Source organism: Streptomyces sp. LBL (genome assembly GCF_029893585.1).
Classification (GTDB): domain Bacteria; phylum Actinomycetota; class Actinomycetes; order Streptomycetales; family Streptomycetaceae; genus Streptomyces.
On sequence record NZ_JARXYX010000054.1, the window covers coordinates 12,309 to 28,700 of the forward strand.

A 16,392-nucleotide genomic window follows, 5' to 3' on the forward strand; every position below is an offset into this window, starting at 1 on the left:
TGGAAGTGTTGTCGCAGACCGGACCGAAAACCGTCGGGAACGTGCTGTGATCGTGAACACCGTGTTGTGCGGCGCCGTAGTGCTGGATACTGCGGGCAGCCGCCGCCGGTGACCGGTGCCGGACGCGGTGAGCTGGAGGGGACGGTTCGCGTGAGCGGGATACCAGCGAAGGCCACGGAGTCCGAGGACCCGTCGGAGGGCGCGGGGGTCGGGGCTATGGCTGACGCCGTGGCGGAGACCGAGGCGGCCGAGGCGCCGCTCGGTGACGCCATGTGGCAGAGCAATCCGCCCGGCTCCATGTACGACTACATCAAGGTGGCGTCGTTCTCCATCGGCCCCGACGGGCTGGTCGACCAGTGGAGCCTGCGCGCCGAGCAGCTCCTCGGCATCCCGGCCGGGCGGGCCGTCGGCAGGGACCCCATCGAGGCGTTCATCGACCCCGACCTGCGCGAGCAGGGCCGGCGCAAGATGACCGAGATCCTCGACGGCCGGGAGTGGACCGGCGTGGTGCCCTTCCGGGTGCCGGGCGCGGAGCCCGGGGACGTGGGTGGACAGGGTCTCGTCGAGGTCTATGTCATGCCGACGCGTACCGAGGACGGCGAGAAGGCTGCCGTCTGCATCGTCGTCGACGTGCGCACTCTGCGCAGCATCGAGACCGACCTTGCCGCTTCGCAGTCTATTTTCGGCCAATCTCCGTTCGGTTTCCTGCTCATCGACACCGATCTGCGGGTGCGTCGCGCCAACCAGCAGTTCGCCAACACCTTCGGCGGCACCCCTGACGACCACCGCGGCAAGGGCGTGGCCGACTACCTGCAGCGCTCCGAGGCCGAGCGGGTCGCCGCGACCCTGCGGCTGGTGCTGGAGACCGGCAACTCCATCACGGACCTGCACGTCACGGGATTCCTGCCGGGCTCCGACGAGCGCCGCCACTGGTCCATCAACCTCTACCGCGTGCACAGCGGTTCGGGTCGGCCCATCGGTATCGCCTGGCTCGGACTGGACATCACCGACCGCCGCGCCGCCGCCCGTGAGGCCGCCGCCGCGCGGCGCAATCTCGCCCTGCTGAACGACGCCGGGGCCCGCATAGGGAACTCCCTCGACCTGGAGACCACCGCGCGTGAACTCCTCGACGTCGTCGTCCCCGGCTTCTGCGACCTCGCCACGGTCGACCTGTACCAAGGGCTGCTGGCCGGCGACGAGACCCCGCCCGGGCTCGCCGACGGCAGCGCGGAGCTGCGCCGGGTCGCCTTCGCCAGCGCGGTCTCCGACGGGCCCTTCGCCGGGTCCGGAAAGTCCGTCGAGGTCGGCGCGGTCCACCACTACCCGTTCAGCTCGCCCTGCGCGAACGCCCTGCGCACCGCCCGTCCGCAGCGCATCCCCGCCGAGGAGGGCGGCCTCGTCCAGTCCACGCTCGCCGTACCGATGGTCGCCCACGACACCGTGGTGGGCCTCGCCCAGTTCGCACGGACCAAGGGCAGCGAGCCGTTCGGCGACCGGGACCGGGAGCTGGCGGTCGAACTGGCGGCACGCGCGGCCGTCTGTATCGACAACGCGCGGCTGTACCGGCGCGAGCACGAGCGGGCGTTGATGCTGCAGCGGTCCCTGCTGCCGCCCGGGGACCCGGTGGCCTCCGGCCTCGACATCGCCTGCCGCTACCTGCCCGGCAACTCCTCCGCCGACCGGCCCAGCGAGGTCGGCGGCGACTGGTTCGACGTCATAGAACTGCCCGGCCACCGCACGGCGCTGGTGGTGGGCGACGTGATGGGCCGCGGGCTGCGCGCGGCGGTCGCGATGGGGGAACTCCGCTCGGCCGTCCGCACTCTGGCCCTGCTGGACCTCGAACCGGCCGAGGTGCTCTCCGCGCTGGACGAGATCGCGCGCGGCCTGGGCGCTCCCGGTGGCGTCCAGCAGGCCACCCGCGCCGCCCGCCGCCCCCGCGAGGCCGACCTGTCCGAGGTGTACCTCGCCACCTGCGTCTACGCGGTCTACGACTCGGTCACGCGCAGGTGCACCTTCGCCAACGCGGGCCATCTGCCGCCGGTGCTGGTCGAACCCGGCGAAGCGGCCCTGATGCTCGACGTCCCGCCGGGCATGCCGCTCGGCGTCGGCGGGGAACCCTTCGAGGAGGTCGAGGTCGATCTTCCCGAGGGCGCCCTGCTCGCGCTCTACACGGATGGCTTGGTCGAAAGCCGTGACCATCCCCTCGACGAGGGGCTTCAGGCGTTCGTCGGCGCGCTCACCGACCCCTCCGCACCCCTGGAGGACGTCTGCGACCACCTCCTCACCACCCTCGACACCCACCACGGCGAGGACGACATCGCCCTTCTGCTGGCCCGCGTCCAGGGCCTGCCCGCCGACTCGGTCGGCGACTGGACCCTGCCGCGCGAGCCACGCAGTGTGGGCCGGGCACGGGAGTACGCCCGCGGCCAGCTCCAGTCGTGGGACCTTCAAGCCCTCGTCGACACGACGGAGTTGCTGGTCAGCGAGCTGGTGACGAATGCCCTGCGGTACGGCGAAGGCGAGATCAGGCTCCGCCTCCTCCTGGACCAGACCCTGGTGTGCGAGGTCTGGGACTCCGGCCTGGTCCAGCCCCGCCGCCGCCGCGCCCGCGACACCGACGAGGGCGGCCGGGGCCTGCAACTGGTCGGGCTGCTGAGCGCGTCCTGGGGCTCCCGCCGGACGCCTCGCGGCAAGACGGTGTGGTTCGAACTGGCGTTGCCGGACGGGGAGAACGGGGTGGCGGATCCGGCGGAGGCGTTGTTGAGTCTGTTCTGACACGCTGCATCTCAATGAGCGGCATCGACTTGGCCGTCATGGCCCCGGCTCGCAGAGCCGCGGCCATGACGGAGACGACATGCCCGTGGGGCAGACCGAGCCGGCGTCACCACGTCAGGGTCAGCGAACCTCCGACCGGCAGTGTGTGCCAGCGGTCGGCGTACTCGTCGAACCGGGACACGATCCGGTCGATCACCGGGGGGATCTCCGCCGTCGTCACATACGCCGGCAGCTCCCGCGCGTGGCCGTGCCGCACCTCCCACACGGGTACGGCGATGCCCGCCAACTCCTCCGACCTGGCCATGTCGGACTCCGCCTGGGGAGACGACTTCACCCGCTTCGACTTGCGACGCCGGGCGGCCTTGGCGCGCTCCGCCGGGTCCGCGGGCCAGAACAGGCCGTTGTCACCTGCGGCCAGCCGCCCGTAGACCCCGAGCCTGATGCCCGCCTCCGCCTCGACGAGGAAGTGCACCAGGTCGTGCGGGAGATACGGATGCCCACCGGGCCCGTTCCGCGGGGCGAGCGCGGCACCGGTCTCGCGGTGCACGGCGATGTCGTAGCTCGTACCGGGACCTTTGGTGAAGACGATGCGCATGCCCGGCACGGTAAAGGACGGTCACGGCCGCACGCAGCTGGTTTTCCGGCGCGGAGCCGGCACGGCACCTGGGTTGCGGCAGTCGGCACGCCACCCCGGTCGTGGCAGTCGCGGTGCCTCAGGAGAGACGCCCACCGCCGTGCTTCCGGCCGAGGCGGTGGTGGTGCGGTGCAACGGGGGCGCCGGCGGGGAGGCGCTGATGTGGGAGGGCTCTCTCGGGGTGGATCGGAAGCCCTCGCGGAGCACGACGGGTACTGGAGCGCATCCCCGGCACCACGTGCCCGGGTAGCCCTCGGGCCACTCGCGATGGCGGCCCTGCCTACGACCACGAGTTCCCTGTCGCTCCGCCACACGCTCCGCAACAGCAGTATCCGCCCACGTATCTGCTCGACGGCAGCCGGATCGAGGACATCCCCTGACGAGAACGACCCGCGGCCGTTGGACCGGCGGCCGGAGTCCGCGGCCGTTGGACCGGCGGTCGTGACGGGAGTGGGTCAGCCTCGGAAGCCGGGGGAGTCGGGGGCGGTGGCGTGAGGGGTCGCCTTCAGGGCTTCGACGAAGGGGGTGAAGGCGCCGGTGGGGAACGTGAGGGTGGCCCTGGTGGGGGTCTTGGAGTCGCGGATGGCTATGTGGGTGGGGCGGGCGGCAAGCTCCACGCAGGCGTTGCCCTCGCCGCCGCCGGAGTAGGACGACTTCCGCCAGATGTGGGGGGTAACCATGGCCTCACAGCTCCTTTGTCATCCTGTGTATGAAGTCCCGCGAACGGTCGGGTGCGAGTGACACCGCTTCCAGCCTACGGAAAAGCGTTCGAAAGCTGCTGAGTTGGGCTTGGGCGTCGATGAATCCTGTTCCGTGAGGACCGTCGCGTACCACCGTGTCCAGGTGGGGGACTGGGCCGCCGACGTACACCATGGCGCTTCCGGCTCCAGCGAAGTCGTCCAGGTCGAAGGGGAGGACGCGAACGGTGATGTGGTCGGCCTCTGAAAGTTCCAGGACTCGAGTGAGCTGAGCCCGTACTTCGGCACGGTCGCCGACCCTGATGCGCAGCGCGGCTTCGTGGATCACGGCCTCGTACGGGACCGGGTCGGGGCGCTCGATGATGACCCTGCGCTCCATCCGGTGTTGTACCCAACGCCGCATCTCCTGTTGGGGGAACTCCGGGTTCACGTAGGAGAAGAGCGCTTGGGAGTAGGTCTCGGTCTGCAGGAGGCCCGGGATGTGCAGGAAGTCCACGTCCCACCGGTAGCTGGAGTGGTGCTCCAACTCGGACAGATCCAGGAACGGTGTGGGCAGGTGGCCCCGGTACTTCTCCCACCAGCCGCGTGTCCGGTCGGTTGCCATGGCCGCCAGCCCATCGATCAACTCACTGTCCGAGCACGCGTAGTTGGCGGCCAGTCGCCGAAGCCGTTGCTCACTGACGCCCGAGACGCCCGACTCGATCTGGCTCATTTGGACGGAGCTCACGCCCAGCAGGCTCGCTGCCTCAGTCGCCTTGAAGCCTGCGGCTTCACGTAGTTTCCGCAGTTCAGCACCCAGGCGTGCCTGGCGGGCGGTGGGGTGCCGTCGTGCTGGCACAGGCGTCCTTCTTTCCCTCAACGGCATGGGTGAGCCGACTCGTTCGAGGGTCAGGCTACGCGATCCACTTGCATGGACTGAAATTTATGGCCTACTGTCAGTGACGGACCGAACACGTTATGAGACGTCGAGGTACCGGAAGCGCACCGCTTCGTCCTGCCGTGACGGATGCGGCACTGTCACCGGTCGTGGTTCCTACACCCATTCCTCCGAACGGAGTTCACTCATGCCCGAAAACGAAGCCGAACCCTGGGAATACTGCCTCTCCATCCCGAACGACCCGCGTGCGGTCACTGTGAGCCGCCGCACCCTCCGCCTGATTCTCACCATGCACGGGCTGATTCGCCTGGTCGATGTCGCCGAGTTGCTCGCTACGGAGCTGATTTCCAACTCCGTACAGCATGCGAAGGGCCCCGCCGCCCTCAGGGTGTGTTGGTCGGCAGGGGTGCTGCGGATCGGGGCGTGGGACTCGGATCCCGAGCCGCCAGCGCCCCCAAGGGCGGAACAGCTTGAGCAGGTCGCCGAGTTGGAGGAAGAGGGGCGGGGGCTGGGGCTGGTGCGGGCGTGTGCCGACCTGTGGGGCTGGTATCTGCTGTCGAGACACGGCAACCGGGGCAAATATGTGTGGTGCGAGCTGGCCGCGGGGTGAAGAGGCGGCAAGGACGGCTGTTGTGTCCTACGGGGGAACTCGCTACGCCACTTGCGCACAAGGAGCGTAGTACTCGATCTCGCCGATCCACGCGTACTCCAGGAGCGCCTTGGGCAGGTAGTCGTACTCGACCTCCACGGGCGTCGCGGCTCAGGTGTCGTACTCGCCGACCCAGGATCGCTTCAGCAGCGCCCTCGGGATGTACTCGGACTCGATCTCGATGGGCATGTCTGCGTCGTACGCCATGCAGGCGATGGCGAGCGGGCCGAGGGCGACGAGGCCCTCGCCGCTGAGGGAGCGTGCGCTGTTGGCGGTCCAGTACTCCTTGTGCCAGGTGAGGGCGTCGACCAGGGCCGCGTTGAACTGCTCGTTCTCGCGGCGCAGGTAGCGCTGGAAGAGGTCGAGCGGCGGGTAGAGGATCTTCAGCATCAGTTCGGGGCCGGCGATCTGTGCGTTCTCCGGCTCGGTGCCGTGGATGGCGGTCGCCAGTGTGTCCCAGGCTTCCTGTCGACCGAACCAGAAGTGCTGCAGGGTTTCCACCCAGGCGTAGATGTACTCGTCGAACTCCGCGCCGGATTCGCGCAGGAAGGAAACGGGGATCTGGGCGAGTTGGTTGACCCGCTCGTTGTCCCGGCAGATCACTGCCAGGTAGAAGGCGGTGAGCCAGTTACCCGCGTGCAGGTAGTCCTGCGGGCCGGTCGCAGGGAGTTTCTTCACTTCCCCCGCACTGCCGACGCGGCAGGGCACAGGCCCCTCCGTGGCCGTACCGGCGGCGAACAAGGCGCTACCGACCTGCATGGCGGTGACCCATGCCTCCCAGGTCGGAAACTCTTCCGCCGTGGGGTTGGTCAGGCAACGCCACTTCGCCAGGGTTAGGGTGAGGGGCAGGGCGTCGTAGCGGTAGTCCTCTGATGTCTCGATGCGGTCGAGTGCTTGCTTCGCGCTCTTGACGATCGGCGCCAGGACATCGCCCGCGTTGTCTGTGCGGAATTCATGGCGGGGAATGCGGGTATCCACTGGCTCTCCTCGTTCTAGATCTTCAAATGCTCGATGGCGGAACCGGCGTAGGAATAGCCAGAGTTGACGTCGCCTTCACGAGAACTTACCGCAAATTTCCATCTGCCAGCGAGAGTCGCGGGGGTCCGCCGCAATTCCGGCCTCCCGTCCACCGCGGTTCGTCCTCGCGGCCAGGATTTCGGAGGTAGGGCTTTGTTCCTTGCTTGACCCTCATGCCCCTGGGCGTCGCCGCCGTGGGCGGTGGAATTGGCCGGATCCGTGTCTGCTTTGTCCTTACGCCCGTCGAGGTCGCCGGACAGCGCTTCGACCACGAAGTAACGGCCGTCTTCTCTGAGCGTGTATACATGGTCGAGCTTTTTGGCGCTGTCTGGAGTTGAAGGAAGGTCGATGCGTTCGGCGTCTGGAAAGGGATTTGGGAGTCATGCCCTGTGCCTGCATCCGCATGGTGACCGGGCGCGGTTGCGTCGTCGCCGAGCCCGCCCGTGCGTCAAGCATGACAGCCCAGGCCGCCGAGATCATCGAAACGCCGCCTGTGCCTGCTTCCGGGCTTCCTTGAGCAGGCAGGATGCCGGTACCCCTACTTCCCGGCAGGTCATAGCCGGTTCCGCCTGGATTGCCGGTGCCGAGGTTGTCGGCGGCGCCGCCGGGGTGGTCGCTTGTTCCGGTATCTGCGCAATGGGAGTGCGGACATCCCCTGATGGGGAACGGCTCACAGCCGTTGGCCTGCGGGTCGTGACCGGAGTGGGTCAGCCTCGGAAGCCGGGGGAGTCGGTGACGGTCGAGCGAGCTGTCTTCAGGACTTCGATGAAGGGGGTGAAGGCGCCGGTGGGGAAGGCGAGGGTGGCCCTGGTGGGGGTCTTGGAGTCGCGGATGGCTATGTGGGTGGGGCATGCAGCAGTCTCCACGCAGGCGTTGCCCTCGCCGCCACCGGAGTAGGACGACTTCCGCCAGATGTAGGGGGTGATCATGGCCTCACACCTTCTTTGCCATCCTGTGTATGAAATCCCGCAAACGATCGAGTTCGAATGACCCGCTTCCAACCTACGGAAGAGCATTCGAAAGCATCCCAGTTGAGCTTGGGTATCGATGAATGCTGTTCCGTGAGGGCCGTCGCCGGACGCTGGGTGGGGGTGCGCTTCCGGCTCAGGTGGGGAATTCGCCGAGCCAGCCGCGTTCGAGGAGGTGCTTGGGAAGATAGTCCGACTCCACCTCGATCGGGATGCCGCCGTCGTGGGCGAGGCAGGCCAGAGCCAGAGGGCCGAGGGCGACCATGCCTGACGGGTCGTCGGTACGGTCCTCATCTCCCGTCCAGTAGGCCTTGTGCAGCTCGACTGCTTCCGCGAGGGCCTGGTTGAAGCCTGCGGCGTCCTGGTGGAGGAAGCGGTAGAAGAGGTTGATCGGCGGATACAAGATGTTCTGGAGCAGGTCGGGAGGGGCGATTCGAGCGGTGTCGGGGTGGGATCTCTGGAGTGCGGCTGTCAGCTCTTCGACCAGGCCGGGGCGCTGCAACCAATAGGCCTGTAGTGCGGCCACCCAGTGGTAGATGTACTCGTCGAAGTCTCCTTCGGGCGAGCGAAGACGGTCGAGTGGCACCTGGCACAGTTCGGTCAGGCGCTTCTGGTCCCGGCAGATCACGGCCAGCCAGAATGCGGTGAGCCAGTTGCCGGCGTCGGCGTAGGAGCGCGGGCCGATGGCCGGGATGGTGCGCACCTCATGGGCGATGCGGGTCTGGACCGTGCCTTCCGTGGCGCCTGTCACCGCGAAGATCGTGGAGTAGACCTGCATCGCGGTGACCACCGCTTCCCAGGTTTCCAGCCTCGCCGCTCGCGGGTCGACGGCGGCGCGGGCCTGGAGGTGCAGAAAGGGGGTGCTGAGGTACATGTCGAGCGAACCGGGAGACTGTTCGAGTCTGTCGATGCCCTTGGCCACACGTCGTCCCAGGCGCTCTGCATAACCCTCGTCATCGGGGCCGGGTGAACTGTGACGGGGGATGGTGACGCTCACGGAGTGCTCGTGTCAGAGATGTCGAACTCCCTCATACGGTAGCCAGCGTACTCACCGGAGTTCCTCTCTCCCTTGACCACGATGTAGTCCAGGTTGCCCTGTTTCAGGCTGAGGCCGTCAACCCGTGTGTATCACGTAGGGAACTCGCCCACCCAGGTGCCCTTGAGCAGGTGCTTGGGGAGGTAGTCGGACTCGACCTCGACAGGGAATCCCGCGTCGTACGCGAGGCACGCCATAGCCAACGGGCCGACGGCGACGAGCCCTCGCACGTCGTTGGCGTGGCCCTCGTCCGCGGTCCAGTACGGCTTGTGCAGGGTGAGAGCGTTCGCCAGGGACTGGTTGAACTGCTCGTGGTCAGCTGCGCCGAATAGGTGGAACAGGTCGCCGACGGGCCATATCACTTTCGTGGTTGCCTCGGGCCCGGCAATCGGAGCCGCTTCGGGCGCAAGGCCTTGTGCCGCCTCGACCAGTTTCTCGCCGAGTTCCGGCCGGCTCAGCCAGTAGGCCTGCAGCGTCTCCACCCATGCGGGCCCGTGGCGAGAACGGACCGTACCTCGTGGTGGATGAGGCACGCCGTGCTCGCCTCGGGCGTGGTCGCTGCGGCGAACATCGCCGAACCAGACTGCATGGCGGTCACCCACGTCTCCCACGTCTCCAGCCACTCCGCCGGGGGATCGGCCGCTGCTCGCTCCTGGGCCAGGAGCAGCGAGTCGGACATGGCGATCCGGACCGCCATCGGGGACTCTTGCAGGTCCTCCAGAGCCCAGACGACGCCTCGGCTCAGTACGGGCTCACGGCCCGGGACGTCGTCCCTTTCAAAGGCGTGCCGCGGAACAGAGAGCACCACCGGCATCCTTCCTGGTAGATGTCGAAGGACTCTTGAGTCCGACTGGTGGAGCTTGCCTTACGTGGGGAACTCCCCGCACCAGTTACGTCCGAGGAGGGCGGCGGGCAGGTACTCGGATTCGACCTCGATGGGAATGCCGGCGTCATGGGCGAAGCAGGCGATGGCGAGTGGGGCGAGGGCGACAAGGCCGGAGATCATGTCTGCTCGACTTTCGTCGGTCCAGTACTCCTTGTGCCATTGGAGGGCCGCTGAGAGAGCCCGCTGGAAGCCGGCCTCGTCCTTGCGGACGACGCGGTGAAACATTTCCATCGGCGGATACAGCAGTTTGCCCGCCGTCTCCGGGTCGGTGACGGTTTCCGCTTCCGTGCCGTCGACGGCGGCTACGAGCTTGGAGCCGAGGTCGGTACCGCCGAGCCAGTAGGTCTGGAGGGCGTCGATCCACGCGTACTCGAACTCGTCAAACTGCGAACCGTTTTCCCGCAGCAGGGACAGCGGTACGCGGCACAGTGCCGTGATCCTGTCCTGTTCCCGGCACACCACGGCCAGGTAGAAAGAGGCGAGCCAACTACCGGGGTGCACGTACCACTGCGGACCGGTGGCCTGGAGCGTGCGGTCCTTGTGCGCGATGCGGCACTCCACCTGCTCCTCCGTCGTGGTCGCGGCGGCAAACAATGCGGAGCCGACCTGCATCGCGGTGACCCAGGCGTCCCACGTGGGGAAAATCGATCCCCGCGGGTCCATCAGGCAGTGGGCCTGCGCCAGCGTGAGCGTGGTGCTCACCGCATCGCCCAGACTGGTGGAATCCGCCTCCAGACCGTCGATCAACCCCTGCGCGTTCTCCTGGAGCACGGCGAGGCCTTCTTCCGCGTTCCCCGTGGGAAAGGGGTGGCGGGGAATGGTCGAGACCAACGCGCTTCTCCTTTAGAAGATCTTGAAGTTCTTGAGTGTGGCGCCAGCATACTGACCAGTGTTCTCGGTGGCCTGGACGAGGACGTACCGCAGGGTCTTCTGCTGGATGGCCGTCTTGATTTCGGCGGCATACTTGGCGTCCTTCGGCGAGGCGAACGCGCGCTGCTCCATGTCGGCCACGATCGTCCGGACGTACTCGATGGTTCCCTGCTTCACCAGGGTGCTGCGGTCGAGGGACCCATTGCCCTGGCGCCAATCCAGCCGCCCGGCGGGTCCTTTCGCCTCAACGATGATGAGGTTGCCATCCTTGTCCCGCCAAAGCTGGTCGAACCTCTTCGAGCCGTTGGCCGTCTCAGGCAAGTCGGCGATCTCGTAGGCTCCCTCGAACTCCTTCTGCAGGAGCATGTGTCGACGCGCGGCTTCCTCGCCGAGGGCCTCGCCGAGCTTGGTGTTGTTGGAGACCCCCTCGCCAACCGTCGCATTGAAGTGGTCTTGCGCTTCGGTGAGCGCCCTTGCAGTCTCGCTGGACGGGTGGGCCTTGTATGCCGTCTCGGCGGTAGACAGGTCCATGCCTGCCAGGCGCCTGGCTGCGTGGTCGTCGAGGTGATTGAGTTCATTGGGGAGGACCGTCTCCCGGCCTCGCTGCAAAGGATTGAGGTGGAACCGCTCCGGGTTCGCGTAGGGCAGGTTGTCGGCGGCCATCCAGCCGCCACCCGGCTTCTCGGCGAGCTTCGGCAGGAGCTGGCCGTCAACCATGGCCTCGGCGTTGTTGCGCTTGCCAGGCCCCCACTTGTCGTAGTGCTCCGCGCGCCAGGTCGGATCCTCGTTGGCGAGCCGGACGTGTTCGCGGGTGATCGCTGCTCGCTCGGCAGGCGTTCGTTGGTCAGCCGACTTCTCGCGCGCAGCCTCGTACTCCGCCCGCTGGGCGGAGTCGTCTGTACGGTGTGTCGCGTCCTCCATGCCATGGGCTGCGTCATCCAGCCCGCCAGGGTGGACGCCGCCCGTCGAGGGGAGTTCATGGTGGCCGCCGCCCGTGCCCGAGCTGTCGGTATGGGGGCCGTTCGTGGACGGCGCGTCCGAATGGCCGGTGCCGTTGGTGTGGTCAGCGGTCGAGGGGGTGTCCGGGTGGCTGACGCCCGTGGATGGTGCGTCACCATTGCCCTGCCGGAGCGGGTTGTTCAGGTCGTTCGTGGGCAGGTGGTCACCCGCGTGACCGCCGGGTGCGTGGCCTGCTGTGCCGCCCAGTGTGGCGTCCGGGCGGCCTCCCGGCACGTCCTCGCCCACCCGCCCCACGTCGCCGAGGTTGGTGTCCAGGCTGTTGCCCAGCTTGACCGACTGGCCGGCCTGGTCGGCGGTGTGGGTGCCCGCGCCGACCAGCGCCGGTTCCCGGGCCGGGGAGTCGACTCGTGGCACGTCCGCGCCCGATGCCGGGTTGCCCGAGGTCGGCTTGTCGACCACGTCCGTGGGGGCGTTGTCGACGCTGTCGATGACGTTGCCGTGGTGGTCGAGGAGGTTGCCGTCGCCGTCCATGTAGTGGGCCGGGGAGCCTTCCACGCTCGGCAGTTTCGTCGTGCCGGCCGGGAGGACCGGGGTGTCGTGCGGGAGTTGGACGGTGCCGTCGGGCAGTCGGGTGGCGCCCTCCGGGATGGCGGTGCCCTCGGGGAGGTGCAGGGTGCCGTCGGGGAGTTTGACCGCGCCTTCGGGCAGGGTGAACGCGTTCTCCGGGAGAGTGGGGATGTCGATCGCGCCGACACCCTTCAGCCCCTTCGCGATGTCGCCGATCTTCGACAGGCCCGCGCCCGCGCCCTTGGCGATGTAGGTCATCGGGTCGATGACCCGGCCTGCCTTCCCCGCCACCGACAGGACCTTCGCCACCGCGCCCGCCTTGCCGGCCCCCGCCACACCGGCTCCGGCACCGCCCGTGAACACGGTCGTCAGGACGTTGAAGGTGACCGCCCCGGCCGCACGGCCGGGGTTCTTGCCCCACTCGTCCCACGCCACCAGCGCCTTGCCCGTCTCCTTCATCGCGGTACGCGAATCACGGATCCAGGACGGGAGCTTGTCGTCCGGCAGCAACCAGAACGCCGTACCGACACCCGGGATCGAGGCAAGAGCCAGACCGGTCGCCAGCTGGGCGAGGCCCTTCCAGGCCTGGCCCATCGCGTCCCAGCCGCCGAAACCGACCAGGGTGCCCAGGCCCTTGATGGTGCCCCAGATACCGTCCACGATCAGGCCGTCCCACACGAACGACTTCACCCAGTGGCCGACCTCGTACCAGTGATGCTTCTCCTCCACCGGGTCACCCCAGGGAAGCTTCGCGTTCTTCAGATCGTCGGCGGCGAAGCCGTACTGGTCCTTACGGTCCGAGCCGTCCCCGGCGACCATCTGCGTGCCGCCCCACAACGTCGTGATCTTGTTGTGGCAGGTGCGTTCCGCCGCCCAGAACGCCGCCACCGTCGCGGTGATGTCGTCGCGGATCTGGTTGTGTCTGTCGACCTTGTCCTCGTCGTACTCCCAGTCGTCATCGTCCTTGACGGAGGAGACGAACGACGTGGCGTCGGCCTTCAGCTGCTTCAGCTTGTCGACGAGGGGGCGGACCTCCGTCGCGTACGACGACAACGCACCCGACACCGTCTCCAGGTCCGTGGCGAAACCGTCCGCCCGCTCCTGCACCGGCTTCGTCGTCGCGAACAACTGCTCCGCCTCCGGAGCCGTGTAGTACGCCGACAGGCCCTGGAACTGGGAGTGCACATCCACGCCGGTCTTACGGACGTCACCCGCGTCCTTCTTCAGGTCCGCGTAGTCCGTCTCCAGCTGCGTCAAGTTCCCCGTGAACTGGGGTATCTGATCCGGCTTGATCACGCTCAACTGCCCCCGCTCGTTCGCGTTACCACCAGGCCATCTCACCTAAGATCGCATCATCATACAAATGGGCGTGCGCGGTCTTGTAGTGGTTTGAGGGGTGCCTGGGGGACTGTGCGCCGGGAAAAGTTTCTTATTCTGAAGGGGAGTTGCGGCGTGCTCGGGTGCGGGGGCCGCCGTAGCTGGGCGGTCGGCCGCCGTCCGGGGCACCGGAGAGCAGGATCCCGCCGAGGACGGCCCCGCTGACCCCGTTCGTAGGCTCGGCCGCTCCGGCGACCGGGTTGCCGTGCAGGCGTACGTCCCGTTCGGCGAGTTCGCGGGACTCCCGGGCCAGGGCGTCGGCCGTGAAGTGATCCGGAGGGGCGGCGGTGAGCGCCCGCCGGGCCTCGGCCAGCCGGAGCCGGGCCCCGCTGCCCGCGGCACCCCGGTGCGTCTCGATGAACGCGTCCGCCAGGGCGGTCGTACTCCGGGCCACGAGCAGCCCGGCCGCCGACAGCACCCCGGTCCGCCCCACCGCGAGCGGCTCGGTCGCTTCCACGATCTGCCGCAGGGCGCCGAGGGGGTCGTACGGGCCACCGGTCACGTCATGCCGTACGGCGGCCAGGACGGCATCGACGTGGCGGACGTGGGCAGGCAGCACGCCCGCTGCTGCGCCCTCGCCGGCTGGTCCCCGCACCTCTGCCAGCTCTGCCTCCGCTCCGGTCAGGGCCGCCGGCAGCAGGGCTGTCGCCGTGCTGAGTTCGGCGGCGAGTCGGTCCACTGCGGTGAGCAGGACGGCGGCCTGGGACACGGCGGCCTCGGCGGCGCGCAGGTGGTGGGCCGTGCGGTCGGGGTCGGTCCGGTCGGCCTCCTGGCGGGCCTGGTTGAGGTGGGTGGTGGCGAACACCAGGCGGTCCTTGGCCTGTTCGACGTACCCGGTGACCGGGGCGGACGCGGAGGGAGGGTAGCGCTCGGTGACGTCCGTGAGGGTCGCCTCCGTGGCTCCCGTGCGCGCGGCCAGCTCCCGGAACCGGGTCTCGGCGACCGTCAGGGCCTCGCCGGACTCCCGTTCCAGCGCACGGAGTTGGTCGAATCCGGGCGCCTCCGTGTCCAGCCGCTGCCCGGCCTCCTGGCACCGGCCCACGATCCCCGCGAGGACGTGCCGTCGGGACGCCTCGTCCGCCGGGACGCCGGCCTCGTACTGCCGCCGGATCAGGAAGGCGGCGGACAGCTCGAACTGCGCGTCCTGTACGGCCCGGGCGAAGGGGGCGACGGCCTCGGAGCCGAACCGGGCCTCGGCGAAGCCGAGTTCCTCACGGCTGGTGCGGACCCAGTCGTCGGCCTCGGCGAGCAGGGCACGGGACTGTTCGTCCAGCTCGGCAGGTGGCGGGACGGGCGGGACGGCGGGGAAACCGGCGGGGGTCGTGCGGGTCCGGGCCCGCCGGGTGCGCCGTAGGTATCCGTACCCGGCGAGTACGGCGGCGGCGCCGACCGCGACGAGCGGCACGACGAGGTCGGCGGTGGACGAGCTGTCCCCCTCGGGGGCGGCGGCGCTCGCACTCGTGCCGGGGCGGCCGGCCCGGGTGACGGGGGCCGAGGCGGCGGTGTGTGTCCCGACCGGGGCCGGAGCGTCGGTGCGTATCGCAACCGGACCATCGGCGCTGATCGTCATCCCCGGCAACACCAGCCACACGATCGCGACCGCACTGCCCAGCACGGCAAGCCACACCCGCGCGGATATGTGCGCGGCGGCGTGCCGCGGGCGGCTCCGGCTCAAGGATGACGTCACATTTCGGAGCGTATGAGCAGGAATGCCGGAGCGCGACCGGGGTGGGGTGGGCGAGGTAAGAGGGACAACGGAGGGGGAGTGGCATGGAACGCAGCGGGCGTACGGGGGAGACACCCACGGTGGAGGAGGGTGCGGTCGAAGCGGGCGCGATCAAAGAAGGCCCGGTTGAGGAAGGCCTGGTTGAGGAAGGCCCGGCCGAGGAAGTCCCGGCCGAGGAAGGCCCGGTTGAGGAAGGCCCGGCCGAGGAAGGCCCGCTCGACGACGCCGAGCGAGCAACCCCTGAGCCGCCCCCGGGATCCAGACCCCGGCCCTGGGCGCGCTGGGCCCGCCGGGTCGCCCTCGGCCTCGTCCTGATCGTCGTCCTTCCCGTCCTCGCCGCCCAGATCTCACTCCGCGTGAACTACACCGGCGACCCGGCCGACGGGACGTACACCAGGAACAAGGACGCGATCTGGCTCGGCCACGCGTGGGTCGACGGGCGGAAGAAGGATGCCGACGTCGCCACGCTGGCCCGCAGCCTGGAGACCACCGGGATCCGCGACCTGTACGTCCACTCGGGCCCGCTGGAGCACGACGGCACGCTTCCCGCATCGGTTTATCCCAGGGCGCGTTGGTTCATCGACGCCGTACACCGTGCCGCGCCCGGTATCCGCGTCCAGGCCTGGCTGGGCGACGTGCTCGCCAGCGAGAGCCCGGACGGCATGCGTCTGGAGCGCCCGGAGACCCGCGCGGCCGTCGTCGAGTCCACCCGGCAGATCCTGGCCACCGGTTTCGACGGCGTCCACTTCGACCTGGAGCCGCTGCACTCGGGCGACCGGAACTACCTCACCCTCCTCGACTCCCTGCGCCGTGTCACCCGCGCCCGGGACGCGCAGCTGTCGGTCGCCGCACACCAGATCGACCCGGTTCCGGCGTTCCACTCCTTCTGGGGCACTGTCGCCGGGCACCCGAAGTGGTGGTCCCAGAAGTTCTTCGGGCAGGTCGCTCGCCGGGTCGACCAGATCGCGGTGATGTCGTACGACACGATGCAGCCGCTGGAGAGCACGTACGGCGGCTATGTCGCCCAGCAGACCTCCCTGGCCCTGGAGGTCACCCCCCGGTCGACCGACCTGCTCATGGGCCTGCCCTTCTTCCACGAGAACCGGTTCGGCCACTGGAACCACGCCGAGACCGTCCCCGCCGCCGTCCGCGGCGTCCGTCTCGGCCTCTCCCGCACGGACGCCGACCGCCCCGACTTCGGCGTCGCGCTGTACGTGGACTTCGCGGCCGAGGCGGGGGACTGGAGGGCGTACCGGGACGGCTGGGTGCGCTGACGGGGGCCCCACCGTGGGTCGTACGCACAGCGAGCCCTGCCGTGGCCTGGCCGGGCGACGGGGTTAAGCGTCCCGTGG

At 68.8% G+C, this 16,392-nt stretch carries 14 protein-coding genes; 3 read left to right on the top strand and 11 right to left on the bottom strand.

Annotation, left to right across the window (positions count from 1 at the left end):
* The first annotated feature begins 150 nt into the window (after nt 1–150).
* Complete coding sequence (locus tag M2271_RS40295) at nt 151–2,775, top strand: SpoIIE family protein phosphatase (RefSeq protein ID WP_280892438.1); 2,625 nt, start codon at nt 151–153, stop codon at nt 2,773–2,775.
* 106 nt (nt 2,776–2,881) lie between these two features.
* Here M2271_RS40295 and M2271_RS40300 read toward each other — a convergent pair whose 3' ends face one another.
* The 3 genes from M2271_RS40300 to M2271_RS40310 all read right to left on the bottom strand — a co-directional run bounded on the left by M2271_RS40300 (nt 2,882) and on the right by M2271_RS40310 (nt 4,945).
* The gene (locus M2271_RS40300; protein ID WP_280892439.1) at nt 2,882–3,370 is read right to left on the bottom strand and encodes a hypothetical protein; all 489 of its coding nucleotides are present in this window, start codon (nt 3,368–3,370) and stop codon (nt 2,882–2,884) included.
* A 494-nt stretch (nt 3,371–3,864) separates the two neighbouring features.
* Entirely contained in the window at nt 3,865–4,089 is a 225-nt protein-coding gene (locus M2271_RS40305; RefSeq protein WP_280892440.1) for a DUF397 domain-containing protein, read from the bottom strand.
* Nucleotides 4,090–4,093: 4 nt separating this feature from the next.
* Complete coding sequence (locus M2271_RS40310; protein WP_280892441.1) at nt 4,094–4,945, bottom strand: helix-turn-helix transcriptional regulator; 852 nt, start codon at nt 4,943–4,945, stop codon at nt 4,094–4,096.
* Between the two features lie 226 nt (nt 4,946–5,171).
* Here M2271_RS40310 and M2271_RS40315 point away from each other — a divergent pair, with 226 nt between their 5' ends.
* A complete protein-coding gene (locus M2271_RS40315; protein ID WP_280892442.1) occupies nt 5,172–5,594 on the top strand; it encodes an ATP-binding protein in 423 nt (140 codons plus the stop codon).
* A gap of 150 nt (nt 5,595–5,744) precedes the next feature.
* Here the strand turns inward: M2271_RS40315 and M2271_RS40320 are convergent, their stop codons facing one another.
* From M2271_RS40320 to M2271_RS40355, 8 genes are all read right to left on the bottom strand, one after another.
* Nucleotides 5,745–6,611: an immunity 49 family protein gene (locus M2271_RS40320; protein ID WP_280892443.1), complete on the bottom strand. Its 867-nt coding sequence runs from the start codon at nt 6,609–6,611 to the stop codon at nt 5,745–5,747.
* Between the two features lie 746 nt (nt 6,612–7,357).
* Nucleotides 7,358–7,579 carry a DUF397 domain-containing protein gene (locus tag M2271_RS40325; RefSeq protein WP_280892444.1) on the bottom strand — a complete coding sequence of 74 codons (222 nt, stop codon included), beginning with the start codon at nt 7,577–7,579 and terminating at the stop codon, nt 7,358–7,360.
* A 175-nt stretch (nt 7,580–7,754) separates the two neighbouring features.
* Nucleotides 7,755–8,615: an immunity 49 family protein gene (locus tag M2271_RS40330; protein ID WP_280892445.1), complete on the bottom strand. Its 861-nt coding sequence runs from the start codon at nt 8,613–8,615 to the stop codon at nt 7,755–7,757.
* Nucleotides 8,616–8,746: 131 nt separating this feature from the next.
* Nucleotides 8,747–9,136 carry an immunity 49 family protein gene (locus M2271_RS40335; protein ID WP_280892446.1) on the bottom strand — a complete coding sequence of 130 codons (390 nt, stop codon included), beginning with the start codon at nt 9,134–9,136 and terminating at the stop codon, nt 8,747–8,749.
* Nucleotides 9,109–9,459 carry a hypothetical protein gene (locus tag M2271_RS40340; protein WP_280892447.1) on the bottom strand — a complete coding sequence of 117 codons (351 nt, stop codon included), beginning with the start codon at nt 9,457–9,459 and terminating at the stop codon, nt 9,109–9,111. The genes M2271_RS40335 and M2271_RS40340 overlap by 28 nt, the downstream gene beginning before the upstream one ends.
* Before the next feature lie 60 nt (nt 9,460–9,519).
* Complete coding sequence (locus M2271_RS40345) at nt 9,520–10,371, bottom strand: immunity 49 family protein (RefSeq protein ID WP_280892448.1); 852 nt, start codon at nt 10,369–10,371, stop codon at nt 9,520–9,522.
* A gap of 12 nt (nt 10,372–10,383) precedes the next feature.
* Complete coding sequence (locus tag M2271_RS40350; protein ID WP_280892460.1) at nt 10,384–13,233, bottom strand: hypothetical protein; 2,850 nt, start codon at nt 13,231–13,233, stop codon at nt 10,384–10,386.
* 133 nt (nt 13,234–13,366) lie between these two features.
* Nucleotides 13,367–15,001, bottom strand: a complete 1,635-nt coding sequence (locus M2271_RS40355; protein WP_348539232.1) for a hypothetical protein — start codon at nt 14,999–15,001, stop codon at nt 13,367–13,369.
* Between the two features lie 83 nt (nt 15,002–15,084).
* Between M2271_RS40355 and M2271_RS40360 the strand changes: the two genes are divergently transcribed.
* Nucleotides 15,085–16,314, top strand: a complete 1,230-nt coding sequence (locus M2271_RS40360) for a glycosyl hydrolase family 18 protein (RefSeq protein WP_280892449.1) — start codon at nt 15,085–15,087, stop codon at nt 16,312–16,314.
* Nucleotides 16,315–16,392: the final 78 nt, after the last annotated feature.